The organism is Rhodococcus sp. RDE2, assembly GCF_020885655.1.
GTDB lineage: Bacteria > Actinomycetota > Actinomycetes > Mycobacteriales > Mycobacteriaceae > Rhodococcus > Rhodococcus pyridinivorans.
Map to the genome: position 1 here is coordinate 3,370,236 of NZ_AP025186.1, position 16,023 is coordinate 3,386,258.

Here is a 16,023-nt window from a genome sequence, read left to right on the forward strand (position 1 = left end):
GTGGCCGGTACATGGAAGAAATTGGGCAGGCAGCTGGGGCGTCTCGCCGTCGAGCAGGGGCCGAAGATCTACCAGCAGTTGCAGCAGTCCGGGGCGCTCGACAAGGCGCGCGCCGCGCTGAACGCGGCCGGCCAGGCCGGCGCAGCGAGCGGAACTTCGGGGAGCGGTACCACCGCGGCACCGAAGCCCGGCGCGGACCGGACCGCGGCGCCGAAGCCCGGTGCTGCGAAGACCCAGTCCGGTACGAAGCGCCCGGCCCCCGGTCGCCCGGTGGCGTCGCGCACCACGCCGACGGCGCAGCGTGCCCGCCGCCTCGAGTACTCCCCCGATCTCGACGGTCGCGCCGATCCGGGCGAGATCGTGTGGACCTGGGTGGCGTACGAAGAAGATCCGACGCAGGGCAAGGACCGCCCGGTGCTCATCGTGGGCCGCGACGACTCGACGCTGCTCGGACTGATGCTGTCGTCGAACGCCGACCGCGACGGTCACCGCGACTGGCTCGGAATCGGCTCCGGACGGTGGGACGCGGAGAACCGCCCGAGCTGGGTGCGCCTCGATCGCGTGCTCGACGTCCCCGAGGACGGCATCCGCCGCGAGGGCGCGATCCTTCCCCGCGCACGCTTCGATCAGGTCGCGGCCCGGCTCCGCACCGATTTCAACTGGAGCTGAACCGGGCCGCGTCCCGCCCGCGGGACCTCAGGAGGCCCGGAGCCCGTACCGCCGTCCGAAGAGGAAGGTGTAGACGAGGGCTCCGAGTGCGCCGCCGATGAGCGGGAACACGATGAACGCCCACAGCTGCCCGAGCGCACCGTCCTGGTAGAAGGCGACGGCGAGGCTGCGGGCGGGATTGACCGACGTGTTGTCGATCGGGATCGAGATCAGGTGGATCACGGCGAGGGTGAAGCCGATGGCGATGCCGGCGATCGGTGCGTCGGCGACCTGATCGGTCGCGCCCAGCACCACGAACACCAGCACGGCCGTGAGCAGGACCTCGACGACGATCATCGCGCCGATACCGTAGCCGTTCTCGAGCACACCGCCGAGCGGGCCGTGCACCGCCGAGGGGCTGTGCGCGCCCCAGCCGTTCGCCCCGAGCCCGTCGGCGGCACGGTCGTAGCTCGGAAGCGACGACGCCACCGCGTAGAGCGTCAGACCGGCGATCAGACCGCCGACGACCTGCGCGATCCAGTAACCCACGGCGCGCACCGGGGTCACATGACCGACGATGAGCTGCCCGAGCGTCACCGCCGGGTTCACGTGACACCCGGAGATCGGGCCGATGGTGTACACGAGGAACAGCAGGGTCAGGCCGAACGCCAATGCGACGCCGAGCTGGCCGACATAGGTTCCGGCGAACACCGCGGTACCCACCGCGGAGAACACCAGGAGGAAGGTTCCGATCGCCTCCGCCACGTACTTCCGCAGATCGGAGAACTCACCGGGGTCTCTGATTTCCAGGGATGTCTGGCGTGCGAGATCCTCGTCGATTCGGGACTCGGGATCGCGTGGGGGTTCCATGGGTCACCTCGATGTTCGCGGTCCCGCACGCAGGCGGAACCTGGTGGTAGAACACTTCGAGTCGATGCACCGCAGCCGCGAACTCGCCGTTCGCGCTGTGAGGGAGATTACGCAAGCGCCGTGACCTCGACAACGACATCGTGCGCCGTGGCGTGTCCGCCCATGTAGATGCCCTCCCGCGGCGGCACGCAACAACAACAGTCAGGTGCGCGTCGTCCTGGCCGAAACGATCAGGCCGGTGAGAAGGGTGATTCGACCGCCGGTTTGGGCTTTGCGATCCGTTCTTGGTAACCTTGTCCATCGGTGCTCAGATGCACCCAGAGCTTTCCTACCAGCTACCAGCAAGACGACAGGATTTTACGCGTGGCCAACATCAAGTCCCAGGTGAAGCGGATTCGCACCAACGAGCGCAACCGACTCCGGAATCAGTCGGTGAAGTCGTCGCTTCGTACGGCGATCCGTTCGTTCCGCGAGGCTGCGGCCGCCGGCGACAAGGACAAGGTCAACGAACTCCTCGTCGCCACCAGCCGTCAGCTCGACAAGGCTGCCAGCAAGGGTGTCATCCACCCCAACCAGGCCGCCAACAAGAAGTCTGCTCTCGCGAAGCTTGCCAACAAGCTCTGAGTTCATCGCTCCGAGGTAGTAGACGCAGGCTCTGCTTCACGAAGGCCGTCCCCCGCCGGGGACGGCCTTCGTGGCATTGAACGGCAGACATGACGCCGCCCCTGAAGCGGGATCGGCGCGGACGGCTCAGGCCGCCAGTTCGGAGATGACCCGCACGGCGTGCTCGAGAGCGTAGTCCGGATCGGCGGCCGCTCCCTTGACGTCGGCGTTGAGCGCAGCGACCACCGTGAGTGCGGTCCCGATCGACGCCGGCGCCCATGTGCGCGCCTGTGCCTGGGCCTTCTTCACCTTCCACGGCGGCATACCGAGCGACGACGCGAGGGAGAACGGGTCGCCGCGACCGGCGGAGCCGACTCGGGCGATGGTGTGCACGGCGTCGGCGAGGGCATCGGCGAGCAGCACGTGGGCGACACCGCGGTGCATCGCCCACCGCAGCGCTTCGAGCGCACCGGCCGTGTCGCCGGCCACGGCCTTCTCGGCCACGTCGAATCCCGACACCTCGGCCTTGCCCGAGTAGTAGCGCCGCACGGCCGCAGCGTTGATCTTGCCGCCGGTGTCGGCCACGAGCTGGCTGCACGCAGCGGCGAGTTCGCGCAGGTCGGATCCCACCGCTTCGATGACGAGCTGTTCGACGTCGCCCGAGACCCGTACGTCCGCGGCCTGGAACTCCTTGTGGACGAACGTGCGCACCCACGCGGCCTTCTCCCCCGCCTTCGCGGGAGCAGCGCACATGTGTTCCTCGGCGCCACACTTGCGCAGCGCGGGCACCATCGCCTTGGTGCGACCGCCGCCGCTGTGGAGGATCACGAGTGTCACGCCCGGAGGCGGATCGGCTGCGACGTCGAGGATCAGCGCCGCGGCGTCCTTCCCGGCGTCGGCCGTGGATTCGAGGATCACGATGCGTTCTTCTGCAAACAGCGACGGGCTGAGCAGCTCGGCAAGTTCGGGCACACCCGCGTCGCCGGCGCGGAGCCGGGAGACGGGGAGGTCGCCGGGAGTTCCGCTGCGCGTGCGGACATCGGACACGATCTGCGCGACGGCACGGTCGACGAGCAGTTCTTCCTCACCGAGGACCAGATGCAGGGACGCGTCGCTCACGGTTCGATCGTGCCACGCACGTCCGACACCACCGCGAGCGCCCCGGAACCGGCACGGACGACTGCGACGTCGCCGTGCAGGTCGGTGCGCAGCACCCGCGCCCCCATTCCGGCCAGGGCGGACACGATCTCGGGATGCGGATGCCCGAACAGGTTGTCGCGTCCGGCGCTGACGAGGGCGACGCTCGGCCGCACGGCGGTGAGGAACCGGGCAGGAGTGGTGCGCGAGCCGTGGTGCGGCACCTTCAACACGTCCGCACGCACGTCGATGCCCGACCGCACGAGTGCGTCGAGCGCGGCCTCCTCCGCGTCGCCCGGCAGCAGGATCCGCCCCACGACAGTATCGACCACCAGGACGAGGGAGTCGTCGTTCTCGGAACCGCCCGTCCCGCGTGCGGCCGGTCCCACCACCCGGATCTCGAGATCGCCTGCGCGCAGGACCGCACCGGCGGCCACTTCCCGCACGACGACACCGCTCTCGATCGCGGGGTCGAGAACGTCCGCCGCGTCGTCACTCGCAGCGCCCGGCCCGACCACGACCGCCTCGACCGAGCGCCCGCCGAGCACACCACGGATTCCGCCCGCGTGGTCGGCGTGCAGGTGCGACACGACGAGCAGCGCGACACCGCGGATCCGCAACCGGCGCAAGCACCGATCGACGGGTTCCGGCTCGGGCCCGGTGTCGACGACGACCGCGCGTCCGTCCCCCGTCGCCAATACCAGTGCATCGCCCTGGCCGACATCGCATGCGACGAGGACCCATTCGGCTCCGGGCCAGCCCGGCCGCAGCATCCGCACCGGAAGCCACACCGCCGCGACGGCCACCGCGATCACGAGAGCCGTGATCCGCACCCGCCGGTGACGAGCCACCGACCACACCACGACGACCAGTACGGCCGCGACGAGAGCCCCCACCGGTCCGTCCGGGACTTCGAACTCGGCCGACGGCAACGACGCCGCCCGATCGGCCACCGTGATCAGCCACCACAGGAAAGGCCCGGTACCGCGCGCAAGCACCTCCCCCGCCCACGGGACGACGGAGGCGGCCACCGCGACGAGCGAGCCGAGGACCGTCAGTGGCGCAAGTACCGGGGCCACGAGGACATTGGCCGCGACCGATACCACGCTCACCGTCCCGCTCACCGCCGCGACGAGAGGTGCGGTCGCCGCGAACGCGACCAGCGACATCGCCGTGACTTCCGCGACGGAACGCGGCCACCCGCGGTCCACGAGTCGGGTCACGACGGGCGGCGCGGCGACGATGAGCGCCGCTGTCGCGGACACCGACAGCGCGAACCCGACGTCGACGGCGAGGTCGGGCATGAGCACGAGCAGCACGCCCACCGCGGTGCACAGAGCGGGAAGTGCCTGTCGCTCACGACCGGTCACGAATGCCAGCAGTCCGATCGATCCCATCGCCGCCGCGCGCACCACACTCGCCGACGGACGGACCACGATGACGAAGGCGACGAGAGCCGTTGCGGCGAGGACGGTGCCGGAACGCGGGCCGAGTCCTACCGCGCGTACGAGGAGCAGTACCGCTCCGAGGACGATGCTGACGTTGGCTCCGGACACGGCGGTCAGGTGCGTCAGTCCGGCAACCCGGAAGTCCTCGCGCACCTCGTCGGTCAGCGCCGTGGTGTCGCCCACCACGAGACCGGGCAGCAAGCCGGCCCGGTCGGCGGGAAGCACCGCGGAACTCACCTGCGCGAGGCGGTCGCGCGCCGTGCCGGCCCACCGCTGCCACACCGGGGGCGGGCCGACGGCCGTGGGTGCGTTCTCCGCGCGGAGCACCGCCACCGTGGTGCCCGGTCCGGTGTACGGCGCGACCCGCACGCGTGCGGTGACCGACTGCCCGGGCAGGAGATCTCCCCACGAGTCGGCCGGGGCGAACACCACCACCGATCCCCCGGTGTCCATGGATCGTCCACCGACCGTCACGTGCTCGAGCCGTGCCGGAATGCGTACCCGGGGTGTGTCGTCGAAGGCCGCGGCCCGGATGCGTCGCGGGTCGTCGGTGGGGACGAGAACGACGCCGGCCCACGCTCCCCTTTCCGCTGCGGAGGCGATCGGGTGCTGGTCGGCGGCCCACATCCGCAGACCGGCAGCCGGCCCGAATCCCGCGACGACGGCCAGTGCTGCGAGGAGGATCCGCGCACCTCCGCGAGGGATGCGACAGGCCGCGACGAGACGGACCGTCACGGCGCATCCGACGACGGCCGCGACCGCCACGGCGGTGACGATCCGCCATCCCGTGTACAACCCGAGAAGCGTCACGGCCCACGCGGCCAGCGCGCACGGCACCAACCGGGCGTCGAGAACCGTTGCGGTGTCGGACCCGTCGTTCCGGACGGTCACACCGTCACCAGTTCACGCAGCCGGGCCAGTCGCGCCGGTCCGATCCCGTCGACCTCACCGAGTTGTTCGACGTCCGTGAACGGTCCGTTGGTGTCACGCCACGAGACGATCGCCGCGGCCGTGACGGGACCGACTCCCGGCAGCGCGTCGAGCGCGGTCTCGTCGGCGGCGTTGAGATCCACCAACCCGCCTGACCCCGGTGGAGCATCACCGGGGACCTGCGCTTCGACGATTCCACTGGCATGCGGAACAGGTTGGGACGGGGCGATTCCCACGACGATCTGGTCACCGTCGGCGACCCGCCGGGCCAGATTCAGGCCGATGAGGTCGGCGCCGTCGACGGCACCGCCGGCAGCGTCGAGCGCATCGGCCACACGGGATCCCGCCGGCAGCCGCACGAGTCCGGGCCGTGTCACCGCACCCACGACGCTGACGACGAACTCAGCGGAATCCGGCTGTGCCGTGTCCGTCTCCTTCGTGGCGGACGACTCTGCGGTGTCCACGACTTCGACCCGTGGCAGCGGCGGTACCGGTTCGGGGACCGGCCGGTCGCGCCACACGACGACGAGAGCCACTGCGGCGGCGAGCACTCCGATCGCGGCGAGAGCTGCGGGTCCCCGTCGTCCCGTGTCCCATCGCGCGGCGGTCAGCCGATCGACGAATCGTTCCCGGCCGGGACCGCTGTGGAGGGGTTCGTCGCCGTCGTCGTGATCCGCCCAGGGGTGGTCGTCGGTCGATGTGTCTTCGGTCCAGGGCGGTTCCGCGGGCATCGCCGAGGAACGCGTGATTGCGCCGAGGCGGGTGCGCGCGAGATCACGGTGGTCACTGCTCGCCATGCCGCGACGCTAACCGCGTCCGCGAACGCCGGATTCGGTGTCGGCGCCGATCCGGCCCAGGTTGTGGATGACCAGCACCCCTGTGGATGAATGCCCGGATCGGGCCTCCACCGGCATGATCCGGGCCGGGAGGTGGTGTAGGTGGTCAGTCCTCGGTGGTACCGGTCGCCGCGGAGGCGACGACCACACCGACCGCGCCCGGCCCGACGTGCGCGCCGAGAACCGCGTCGAGTTCGGACACGACGATCTCGGTGCCCTCCGGAAGGCGCTGCGCGAGCTGATCGGCGAGGCTGCGGGCCCGCTCGGGTGCCTCGCGGTGGTGTACCGCGACGAGCGGTTCGTCGCCGACATCGGTTGCGGCTCCGTCGACGAGTTTGGCCATCGCCTTGGTCATCGTGCGGGTCTTCTCCCGCAGGACGAGCTTGCCGTCGGAGATGTGCAGCACGGGTTTCATCGCGAGCGCGGTACCCAACAGCGCGGTGGCCGTGCCGATCCGGCCACCGCGACGCAGGTGGTCGAGCCGGTCGACGACGAGTAGGGTCCGGGCGGACGCCGCGACCTCCACGGCCCGCTCGTACACCCTCACCAGATCGGCTCCGGCCCGGGCGGCGCGCACCGCTTCGAGGACGGCGAAACCCGAACCCATCGCGGTGTTCCGCGAATCGACGAGCCGGATCCGGTCGCCCAGCGATTCGGCGGCGTGCCGGGCGGCGTCCCACGTCCCGGACAGCACACGCGAGAGGTGCACGGCGACGACGCCGTCTCCCCCGCTGGCCTCGAGCGCCTCGGTGTAGGCGTCGGTCAGTTCGGCGGGCGAGGGGCCGGAGGTGGTCACGGTCGACAGGTCCTCCGGCAACTCGTCGACGCCCTCGCGGAGGTCGCGTCCGCCCACGATGATGTGCAGTGGCACCACTCGGATGTCGTACCGACGGACCAGTTCGGGGTCGATACAACTCGACGAATCTGTGACGACGACGACGGACACGACGCCTACCGTAGGCCCTCCACCGGGACTTCCGCATCCCGATGCACGATCCGGACAGCGTCACCGACAGCGGCGGCGACGCGGCGGTGTCCTTCCCAACCCCAGTGGATCCCGTCGGGGTTGGCGTCGTCGGAGAAGACGTTCTCCCGCACCGCTTCGGCGAGATCGACGAGGGGAACCGACTTCTCGGCCGCCCAGTGGGTGATCGCGCGTGCCGCGGGGAGCCGGCCGGCATGCACCGACCGGTACTGCTCGCTGCGGTGCACCGACGGCAGGGTGCCGATGACGGGCAGGTCGGGTCGCATGTACGCCAGTGCGTCCCTGATCGTTTCGAGGTACTCGACACTGACCCGGGGCGGGAGCGCCACCGGGCGACCGAGCGGCGACAGTCGCGGCTGCAACCACCCGTAGGCGGTACGCGCCGCGCGACGCAGGGCCGGCGGGCGGATGTAACGCAGGCCTTCCCGCAGCGCGGTGGGCAGCGGGGACGGCAGGGTGTCCATCCCACCCACGGCCAGGACGACGGCTCCGGCGTGCGGGATCGCGGCCCACACCCGCGGGTCCTGGGTCATGGCCCACCACGCGTCGCGTGTGGTCCACCCGATCCGGGCGACGAGTTCGACGTCCCAGCCGAGTTCGGCCGCGACCAGATTGGGCCAGATCTGCGGATGGTCGGCGGGCAGGCCGCCCTTCGGGCCGTAGTAGCTCAGCGAGTCGCCGATCACCAGCAGGACCGGGCGCCGCGGGGCGGCGTCGGTCTCGATCGGCGTCGGTTCAGAGGACGTCATCGGGCGCCACCATGGCCGACGCGTTCCACACGTCCAGGCGCCAGGACGGCACCTCTCCGTATCCGCTGAGCTGCACCCAGCCGGTGTTCCCGAGACCGCCGAGGACGGACCACCGGTCGACCGGCAGGTCGAGCAGGGCCGCGGTGAGCGCGGCGATCAGGCCCCCGTGCGCGACCAGCACGATGGGCCGATCGTTCCAGTCCTCGTACTTGTCGAGCAGTTCGCCGATGACGGCGATGCTGCGCCGCGCCACGTCGACGCGGTTCTCACCTCCCAGGGGTGTCCAGGTCGCGTCGGCGCGCCACGCGCTGCGCGCGCCCGGGGCCACGGCGTCGACCTCGGTGTGGGTCAGGCCCTGCCATTCGCCGAGATGCGTCTCGCGCAGCCGCGTGTCGATCGCGACCGGCAGACCGATGCGGTCACCGAGCGCGGTCGCGGTGTCGTAGGCGCGGCGCAGATCGGACGAGACGACGGCGAGCGGATCGAACCGGGCGATCACGTCGGCGACGGCGAGAGCCTGCCGGCGGCCGAGTTCGGACAGATCGGTGTCGAGCTGCCCCTGCATCCGCCGCGTGGCGTTGTACTCGGTCTGGCCGTGGCGCAGCAGCACCAGCTGCCGCACCCTCGGGCTCTGCGCACCCTCCTCCGGACGACTCACACGTCCTCCGGCGAGTCGGCCGCGTCGATCGCCGAACGGGGGCCACCCACACCGTCGACCTCGATGGTCGGGCAGTCCTTCCACAGGCGGTCGAGGGCGTAGAAGTTGCGCTCGTCCTCGTGCTGGATGTGCACCACGACGTCGACGTAGTCGAGCAGGGTCCACCGTCCTTCGCGGGTGCCCTCGCGGCGGACGGGCTTGTGGCCGGCCAGGCGCAGCTTCTCCTCGACGTTGTCGACGATGGCGTTGACCTGACGCTCGTTGGGTGCGGACGCGATGACGAAGCAGTCGGTGATCACCAGCTGCTCGGACACGTCGAGCACCACGACGTCGGTGGCGAGTTTCTCGTCGGCGGCCAGGGCTGCGATTCGGGCCATCTCCGTGGCTTCTGCCGTTGCGCTCACTGCGTGCTCTTTCTCTCGATGGTGCCGGGGGTGTTTCCGTCGAACACCGGGACGGGATCTCCGTCGGGGTGCGGATTCGTGCGGTAGAGCCGGCGTTTGCTGATGTACTGCACCACTCCGTCGGGCACCAGATACCAGACGGGACGGTTCTCGCGTGCCCTCCTGCGGCAGTCCGTGGAGGAGATCGCCAGTGCCGGGATCTCCACCAGGCTCACCGCCTCCGGCGGAAGATCGTCCAGATGCGGTGCCAGATGTTCGGCGTGCAGGTCGTATCCGGGCCGGGACACCCCGACGAAGCGGGCGAGGTCGAACAGGGTCTGCCAGTCCTGCCAGGACAGGATCGATCCCAGGGCGTCCGCGCCGGTGATGAAGTACAGATCCGCGTCGGGATACTGCTCGCTGAGATCGCGCAGCGTGTCGACGGTGTAGGTGGGTTTGCGTCGATCGATGTCGACGCGGCTGACGGAGAACCGCGGGTTGGATGCGGTTGCGATCACCGTCATCAGGTAACGGTCCTCGGCGGCACTGACGTCGCGTCCGGTCTTCTGCCAGGGTTGCCCTGTGGGCACGAAGATCACTTCGTCCAGGTCGAAGCTCGCGGCGACCTCACTGGCCGCCACGAGGTGTCCGTGATGGATCGGGTCGAACGTTCCACCCATGACGCCCAGGCGGCGCCTGGGGGCCGAGGGCCGATCCGTTGGCTGATGCACGGTTGTCCAGCTTACGGGTTCACACGGGGAGCAGACTCGCCACCACCGTTGCGAGCTGCTGCGCCGACCGGCACTCGTGCATCGTGACGACCTCGCTGTAGACCCTGGCGGCCGAATCCCCCGAACCCCATTGTCCCTTCGGCTCGGGATTGAGCCAGTGCGCGTGCCGTGCGACGGACAGGAGATGTTCGAGGACTTCGAGGTTCGGATTGCGGTAGTTCGTGCGACCGTCGCCGAGGATCAGCAGTGAGCTGCGGCTGGTGAGGGCGTGTGCGTGGTTCTCCGCGAAGCTGCCGAGGGCGTGTCCGTAGTCGGAGTGACCGTCGTAGGTGATCAGCTCCGCTTCCTTCAGCATCCGCGACATGGACTCGCCCAGATCGGAGCCCGCACTGAAATAGTGGGTGACCTCGTCGGCGGTGTCGATGAACGCGAACACGCGCACGCGGGAGAACTGCTCGCGCAGAGCGTGCACGAGCAGCAGCGTGAAGTGGGAGAAGCCGGCGACGGAACCGGAGACGTCGCAGAGCACGACGAGCTCGGGACGCGCCGGACGGGGCTTGCGGTTGACCAGATCGATGGGCACGCCACCGGTGGACATGGACTTGCGCAGGGTGCGTCGCAGGTCGATGGCGCCGGCACGAGCGCGCCGGCGGCGCGCGGCGAGACGGCTCGCGAGCAGACGCGCGAGCGGCATGACGCTGCGGCGCAGGGCGACGAGTTCCGCGTCGGACGCGCGCAGGAAGTCGACCTCCTCGGCGAGCTTGGGCACCCCGTACTTCTCGACTCGTTCGCGGCCGACCTGCTCGGCGGTGCGCCGGCGGGTCTCCCGTTCGACCATCGCCCGGAAATCGGCGATGCGCTGGGCGGCGGTGCGCCGCGCGACCTCGCTCTCGTAGGCGGCGTCGTCGCGTTCCTCACGGGTGCCGTTGCCGAGCAGACCCTCGAGGATCTTCGTGAGCAAGGTCTCCGGGGAGACGTCGCGCAGCGCCTGATAGGCCGAGAAGGACGGGCCGTTCGACGACGCGTACTGGCCGAGTTCCTCGACGATGGCGGAGACGAGCATCTCGGAGGCCTCGAGTGCCTCCGGCGACTCGTCGGACAGCAACTCGGCAATGAGGTCGCGCAGGGCCTCGAAGTCGACCTCCCCCGTGGGGGTGCGCGGGATGCTCACCTGCGGGCCGGTGGCCTCGCGACGTCCGATCGCGGGTGGGAACCACAGGTCGAACAGGGCGTCGAAGGTCGGGCGGTGCGTGGACCGGCGGAGCAGGGTACACGCGAGACCTTCGCGGAGGGCCTCCCGGTCGAGGAGATCGAGCACCGTCATGACCCGTCCGGCGTCGACCGTCTCGGACGGCCCGACCGCGATGCCGCGGCGACGCAGCGCCTCGACGAATCCGACCAGGTGCCCGGGCAGTCCGTGGGGAGCCGGGGGCGCCCCGGATCCGGGAAGGTGCGCGGCCGCCATGTCAGTTCAGCCGGAGCTCGGCGGCAGCGCGGACCTGGTCGGACTGGTGCTTGAGGATCACGCCGAGCGTGCTGCGCAGCGCGGTGTCGTCGAGGGTATCGAGACCCAGCGCGAGCAGGGTGCGGCCCCAGTCGATCGTCTCGGCCACCGAGGGCACCTTCTTGAGCTGCATGCCCCGCAGTACCCGGACGGTGCGCACGAGCTGTTCGGCGAGCGCGTCGGGCAGATCGGGGACCCGGCTGGCGAGGATGCGCCGTTCGAGGTCGGCATCGGGGAAGTCCAGGTGCAGGAACAGGCACCGGCGCTTGAGCGCTTCGGACAACTCGCGGGTGGCGTTCGAGGTGAGCACCGCGAACGGCTTGCGGGTGGCCCGGATGGTGCCGAGCTCGGGCACGGTGACCGCGAAGTCGCTGAGCACCTCGAGCAGCAGGCCTTCGATCTCGACGTCGGCCTTGTCGACCTCGTCGACGAGCAGCACGGTCGGATCCTCGCGGCGGATCGCGGTGAGCAGCGGCCGCGACAGCAGGAACTCCTCGGAGAAGACGTCCTCCTTGGTGCGGTCCCACGACTCCCCCGCCGCGGCGGTCGCCCCCGCCGACTGGATGCGCAGGATCTGCTTGGCGTGGTTCCACTCGTACAGCGCGCGGGACTCGTCGACGCCCTCGTAGCACTGCAGGCGCACGAGTTCGGCCTCGGAGGTCTCGGCGACGGCGCGGGCGAGTTCGGTCTTGCCCACGCCCGCGGGTCCCTCGATCAGCAACGGCTTGCCGAGGCGATCGGCGAGGAACACCGCGGTCGCGGTGGACTTGTCGGCGAGATATCCGGTACCGGCCAGACGATCGACGACGTCCTGGACGTCCGCGAAGATCGGCGGGGTGGCGGGCAGCGCACGATCCACGCTGGTTCCTTTCGTCGGGCCGGTCTCGATCAGGCGGGGCGGGTGTGGCCGTCGCCCCACACCACCCACTTCGTCGACGTCAGCTCGGGCAGACCCATCGGACCGCGGGCGTGCAGCTTCTGGGTGGAGATCCCGATCTCCGCGCCGAATCCGAACTGCTCGCCGTCCGTGAACGCCGTCGAAGCGTTGACCATAACGGCTGCGGCGTCCACGCGCGTCGTGAACTCCCGCGCAGCGGCGAGGTCCGAGGTGACGATCGCTTCGGTGTGGCCGGTGCCGTAACGGTCGATGTGGTCGACGGCGGCGTCGAGGTCGTCGACCACAGCGAGGGCGACGTCGAGCGAGAGGTACTCGTCGGACCAGTCCTGGTCGGTCGCGGGCACGAGGCCGGGCAGGTCGCCGTGGACCGTCACGCTGTGTTGCTGGAACGCCTGCAGGAGCTTCGGGACGGCGGTGTCGGCGATCGCCTTGTCGACGAGGATCGTCTCGGCGGTGTTGCACACGCTGGGCCGGCGGGTCTTCGCGTTGATCACGATCTTCTCCGCCATCTCCAGATCGGCCGCGGAGTGGACGTAGACGTGGCAGTTGCCGGTGCCCGTCTCGATCGTGGGGACGGTCGCGTCGCGGACCACCGCGGCGATCAGACCGGCGCCACCGCGCGGGATCACGACGTCGACCAGGCCGCGAGCCTGGATCAGATGTGTCACCGACGAGCGGTCGGCGCTCGGCAGCAGCTGCACGGCGTCGGCGGGGATGCCCCGGCTCTCGAGCGAGGCACGCAGCACCTCGACGAGCGCGGCGTTCGACCGGGCCGCGGACGACGAGCCGCGCAGCAGTGCGGCGTTGCCGGACTTCAGGGCGAGACCGAAGGCGTCGACCGTGACGTTGGGACGCGCTTCGTAGACCATGCCGACCACGCCGAGCGGGACGCGCACCTGGCGCAGCTCGAGACCGTTCGGCAGCGTCGAGCCGCGGACCACTCCGCCGATCGGGTCGGGCAGGCCGGCCACCTGGCGCAGGCCGGCGGCGATCCCGTCGATCCGGGCGGAGGTCAGGCGCAGCCGGTCGAGGATGGCCTCCTCGGTGCCACCGGCGCGGGCGGCCTCGATGTCCTCCGCGTTCGCGGCGAGGACGGTGTCGGCGGCGGCGAGCAGAGCGTCGGCCGCGGCGTGCAGAGCCGCGTCCTTCTCGGTGGTGGTGAGCAGCGCGACACGACGCGAGGCCACGCGGGCGCGACGCGCGGCCTCGTGGACGGCCTCACGGGTGTCCGTGCCGGCGTCGGTCGCAGCTGAGTCGGGGGTCACGGCAGTCATGTGTCCAGCCTAGTCGGGTCCTCGCGGAACCCGACAGGCCGTGTGCCGTCAGCGCAGGCCGGTCCCCCGTGCGAGCGCCGTCTCCACCAGGATCGACAGCAGCTCGGCGTACTCCACGCCGGTGGCCTCCCACATCCGCGGGTACATCGAGATCGACGTGAAACCGGGCATCGTGTTGATCTCGTTGATCACCGGTCCGTCCTCGGTGACGAAGAAGTCGACGCGGGACAGACCGTGGCAGTCGAGGGCGCGGAACGCCCGGACCGCGAGCTCGCGGATCCGGTCGGAGATCTCCTCGTCGAGCTTGGCCGGGACGTCGAACTCGCAGACGTCGTCGAGGTACTTCGTGTCGAAGTCGTAGAACGCCTCGTGGTCGCCGGAGGTGTCGGGCATGCGGATCTCGGCGACGACACTCGCGCGGACGTCGCCGTCCGGGAACTCGAGCACGCCGCACTCCACCTCGCGGCCGAGGATCGCGGACTCGACGATGACCTTGGGATCGTGCTGCCGGGCCTTCGCGACGGCGTCGTCGAAGGCGGCCCAGTCGGCCACGCGGCTGATGCCGATCGACGATCCGCCGCGGGCGGGCTTGACGAAGACGGGCAGGCCGAGGCGGTTCTTCTGCTCCTCGGTGAGGGTCGCGGTGCCGGGACGCAGGACGATCTGGAAGCCGACGGGAAGGCCTTCGGCCGCGAGCAGTTTCTTGGTGAACTCCTTGTCCATACCGGCGGCGCTGGCGAGGACGCCGGGACCGACGTACGGGATGTCCGCGAGTTCGAGCAGACCCTGGATGGTGCCGTCCTCGCCGTAGGCGCCGTGCAGGACCGGGAACACCACGTCGACCGACGCGAGCACCCGGCCGTAGGAGGCCTCGTCGAGGGCGACGATGTCGCCGCCACGAGTGGGATCCGCGGTGAGCACGAGATCGGAGCCGTCACCGGCGACGACGGGCAGTTCGCGACCGGCCGCGGCGAGGCCGGCGGGGTCCGCGTCGCCGAGGACCCATGCGCCCTCGGGAGTGATGCCGATGGGCACGACCTCGTACTTCTCCGGATCCAGGTTGCGCAGGATGCTCCCCGCCGAGATGCAGGAGACGGAATGTTCGTTGCTGCGACCACCGAAGACGACGGCCACCCGGGTTCGGGGCGTACTCACGTGTCGAACCGTACCGGGTGGCGATCTCCGCGTGACGGGCGAGTCCTACACGGGTGGGACCGGACACCCTGCTGTGTCCCCGCCGACTCCGTCTCCTTCAGCGCTGCGTCGAGATCGGCGAGCAGATCCGCGGTGTCCTCGATTCCGCACGACAACCGGACGAATCCCTCCGGCACCGCATCGCCCCAGCGTGCGCGGCGATCCGCTGTCGTGTGGATGCCGCCGAAACTGGTGGCGGGGGCGACGAGCGCGGCCGCACGGACGAAGCGGTGCACTTCGTCGCGGCCGGGCAGCCGGAAGGTGACCAGGGGGCCGAAGCGGCTCATCTGGCCGGCCGCCACGGCGTGAGCGGGGTCGCCGGGGAGCCCGGGATAGCGGACGTCCGTGACGGCGGGGTGCTCGAGCAACATCCCGGCGACGGCGAGTGCATTGGCGCACTGCCGTTCGAAGCGCAGTCCGGCGGTGCCGAGGCTGCGGTGCGCGAGCCAGGTCTCGAAGGGTCCCAGCACGGTTCCCGACAGCAGTCGTTCCCGGTCGATCGCGGGCAGCAGGTCGGGATCGGCGACGGCGATGTATCCGAACAACAGATCGCTGTGTCCGCTGAGCGACTTCGTTCCGCTGGCCACCACGACGTCGGCGCCGAGGTCGAGCGGAAGCTGTCCGAGCGGGGTGGCGGTCGTGTTGTCGACGAGCAGCAACGCTCCGGTGCGACGGCACGATTGCGCGGTCTCACGCAGATCCACCGTGTCGAGACCGGGATTCGACGGCGTCTCGGCGAGAACGACCGCGCCCCGGCCCGCACCGTCGAGCACCCGCTGCAGGGAGCCGTCACCGAATTCGGCGACGGAGAGTTCGTGGACCTCGATGCCGTGCGGCGCGAGATATTCGGTGGCGAACTTGCGCACCTGGTAATAGCCGTCGGAGGGGACGACGACCGTCCCGCCCGGGGTCACGAGTGATCGCAGCGCGACCGTGATCGCCGACATTCCAGAACCGACGACGCGGGCTGCCGAGGCGTGCTCGAGTTCCGCGAGCGCCGATTCGAGTGCGCGCCAGCCGGGATTCGAGGCCCGTGCATAGGTGTCGACATCGTCGCGTTCGTCCTCCCCGAGCAGATACGGCGCGGCGAAGACCGGTCCCGCCTGCAGCGGGGAGCCCGGAACACCCTCGTGTGCAACCGCCTTCACACAGCGTGTCGAATCGCCCGTCATGCC

16 protein-coding genes are annotated in these 16,023 nt (G+C 70.3%); 2 read left to right on the forward strand and 14 right to left on the reverse strand.

What is annotated here, in order from left to right:
- Positions 1-669, forward strand: coding sequence for a type II toxin-antitoxin system PemK/MazF family toxin (locus LPH33_RS15720; protein ID WP_160875643.1), 669 nt, complete (start codon positions 1-3; stop codon positions 667-669).
- A 27-nt stretch (positions 670-696) separates the two neighbouring features.
- Here the strand turns inward: LPH33_RS15720 and LPH33_RS15725 are convergent, their stop codons facing one another.
- A complete protein-coding gene (locus LPH33_RS15725; protein WP_059380811.1) occupies positions 697-1,518 on the reverse strand; it encodes an aquaporin in 822 nt (273 codons plus the stop codon).
- 363 nt (positions 1,519-1,881) lie between these two features.
- Here LPH33_RS15725 and rpsT point away from each other — a divergent pair, with 363 nt between their 5' ends.
- The gene (rpsT, locus tag LPH33_RS15730; RefSeq protein WP_006554505.1) at positions 1,882-2,142 is read left to right on the forward strand and encodes a 30S ribosomal protein S20; all 261 of its coding nucleotides are present in this window, start codon (positions 1,882-1,884) and stop codon (positions 2,140-2,142) included.
- 126 nt (positions 2,143-2,268) lie between these two features.
- Here the strand turns inward: rpsT and holA are convergent, their stop codons facing one another.
- The 13 genes from holA to LPH33_RS15795 all read right to left on the reverse strand — a co-directional run bounded on the left by holA (position 2,269) and on the right by LPH33_RS15795 (position 16,020).
- Entirely contained in the window at positions 2,269-3,240 is a 972-nt protein-coding gene (gene holA / locus LPH33_RS15735) for a DNA polymerase III subunit delta (protein WP_229565095.1), read from the reverse strand.
- Positions 3,237-5,597, reverse strand: a complete 2,361-nt coding sequence (locus LPH33_RS15740; RefSeq protein ID WP_229565096.1) for a DNA internalization-related competence protein ComEC/Rec2 — start codon at positions 5,595-5,597, stop codon at positions 3,237-3,239. The genes holA and LPH33_RS15740 overlap by 4 nt, the downstream gene beginning before the upstream one ends.
- Complete coding sequence (locus LPH33_RS15745; protein WP_229565097.1) at positions 5,594-6,433, reverse strand: ComEA family DNA-binding protein; 840 nt, start codon at positions 6,431-6,433, stop codon at positions 5,594-5,596. The genes LPH33_RS15740 and LPH33_RS15745 overlap by 4 nt, the downstream gene beginning before the upstream one ends.
- Positions 6,434-6,578: 145 nt before the next feature.
- On the reverse strand, positions 6,579-7,418 hold the full coding sequence (locus LPH33_RS15750; RefSeq protein WP_229565099.1) for a DegV family protein: 840 nt from the start codon (positions 7,416-7,418) through the stop codon (positions 6,579-6,581).
- Positions 7,419-7,423: 5 nt separating this feature from the next.
- Positions 7,424-8,206 carry a diglucosylglycerate octanoyltransferase gene (octT, locus tag LPH33_RS15755; RefSeq protein ID WP_159417970.1) on the reverse strand — a complete coding sequence of 261 codons (783 nt, stop codon included), beginning with the start codon at positions 8,204-8,206 and terminating at the stop codon, positions 7,424-7,426.
- Positions 8,193-8,864, reverse strand: coding sequence for a histidine phosphatase family protein (locus LPH33_RS15760; protein WP_267499167.1), 672 nt, complete (start codon positions 8,862-8,864; stop codon positions 8,193-8,195). Before LPH33_RS15760 ends, octT begins: the two co-directional genes overlap by 14 nt.
- On the reverse strand, positions 8,861-9,268 hold the full coding sequence (rsfS, locus tag LPH33_RS15765) for a ribosome silencing factor (protein WP_016694085.1): 408 nt from the start codon (positions 9,266-9,268) through the stop codon (positions 8,861-8,863). The genes LPH33_RS15760 and rsfS overlap by 4 nt, the downstream gene beginning before the upstream one ends.
- Entirely contained in the window at positions 9,265-9,927 is a 663-nt protein-coding gene (gene nadD / locus LPH33_RS15770) for a nicotinate-nucleotide adenylyltransferase (protein WP_016694084.1), read from the reverse strand. The genes rsfS and nadD overlap by 4 nt, the downstream gene beginning before the upstream one ends.
- 70 nt (positions 9,928-9,997) lie before the next feature.
- The gene (locus LPH33_RS15775) at positions 9,998-11,443 is read right to left on the reverse strand and encodes a vWA domain-containing protein (protein ID WP_229565101.1); all 1,446 of its coding nucleotides are present in this window, start codon (positions 11,441-11,443) and stop codon (positions 9,998-10,000) included.
- Position 11,444: 1 nt separating this feature from the next.
- On the reverse strand, positions 11,445-12,341 hold the full coding sequence (locus LPH33_RS15780; protein ID WP_120279733.1) for an AAA family ATPase: 897 nt from the start codon (positions 12,339-12,341) through the stop codon (positions 11,445-11,447).
- 29 nt (positions 12,342-12,370) lie between these two features.
- A complete protein-coding gene (locus LPH33_RS15785) occupies positions 12,371-13,654 on the reverse strand; it encodes a glutamate-5-semialdehyde dehydrogenase (RefSeq protein ID WP_229565103.1) in 1,284 nt (427 codons plus the stop codon).
- 48 nt (positions 13,655-13,702) lie between these two features.
- Positions 13,703-14,809, reverse strand: coding sequence for a D-alanine--D-alanine ligase family protein (locus tag LPH33_RS15790; RefSeq protein WP_172414872.1), 1,107 nt, complete (start codon positions 14,807-14,809; stop codon positions 13,703-13,705).
- Positions 14,806-16,020 (reverse strand): cystathionine gamma-lyase, encoded by a 1,215-nt coding sequence (locus LPH33_RS15795; RefSeq protein ID WP_229565105.1) that lies wholly within the window; start codon positions 16,018-16,020, stop codon positions 14,806-14,808. Before LPH33_RS15795 ends, LPH33_RS15790 begins: the two co-directional genes overlap by 4 nt.
- Positions 16,021-16,023 lie beyond the last annotated feature (3 nt).

What these genes read in the sequence shown, in the direction of transcription:
- LPH33_RS15725 (WP_059380811.1), bottom strand. Translation starts at nt 1,518, where the DNA reads ATGGAACCCCCACGCGATCCCGAGTCCCGAATCGACGAGGATCTCGCA.
- LPH33_RS15745 (WP_229565097.1), bottom strand. Translation starts at nt 6,433, where the DNA reads ATGGCGAGCAGTGACCACCGTGATCTCGCGCGCACCCGCCTCGGCGCA.
- octT (WP_159417970.1), bottom strand. Translation starts at nt 8,206, where the DNA reads ATGACGTCCTCTGAACCGACGCCGATCGAGACCGACGCCGCCCCGCGG.
- nadD (WP_016694084.1), bottom strand. Translation starts at nt 9,927, where the DNA reads ATGGGTGGAACGTTCGACCCGATCCATCACGGACACCTCGTGGCGGCC.
- LPH33_RS15775 (WP_229565101.1), bottom strand. Translation starts at nt 11,443, where the DNA reads ATGGCGGCCGCGCACCTTCCCGGATCCGGGGCGCCCCCGGCTCCCCAC.
- LPH33_RS15785 (WP_229565103.1), bottom strand. Translation starts at nt 13,654, where the DNA reads ATGACTGCCGTGACCCCCGACTCAGCTGCGACCGACGCCGGCACGGAC.
- LPH33_RS15795 (WP_229565105.1), bottom strand. Translation starts at nt 16,020, where the DNA reads ATGACGGGCGATTCGACACGCTGTGTGAAGGCGGTTGCACACGAGGGT.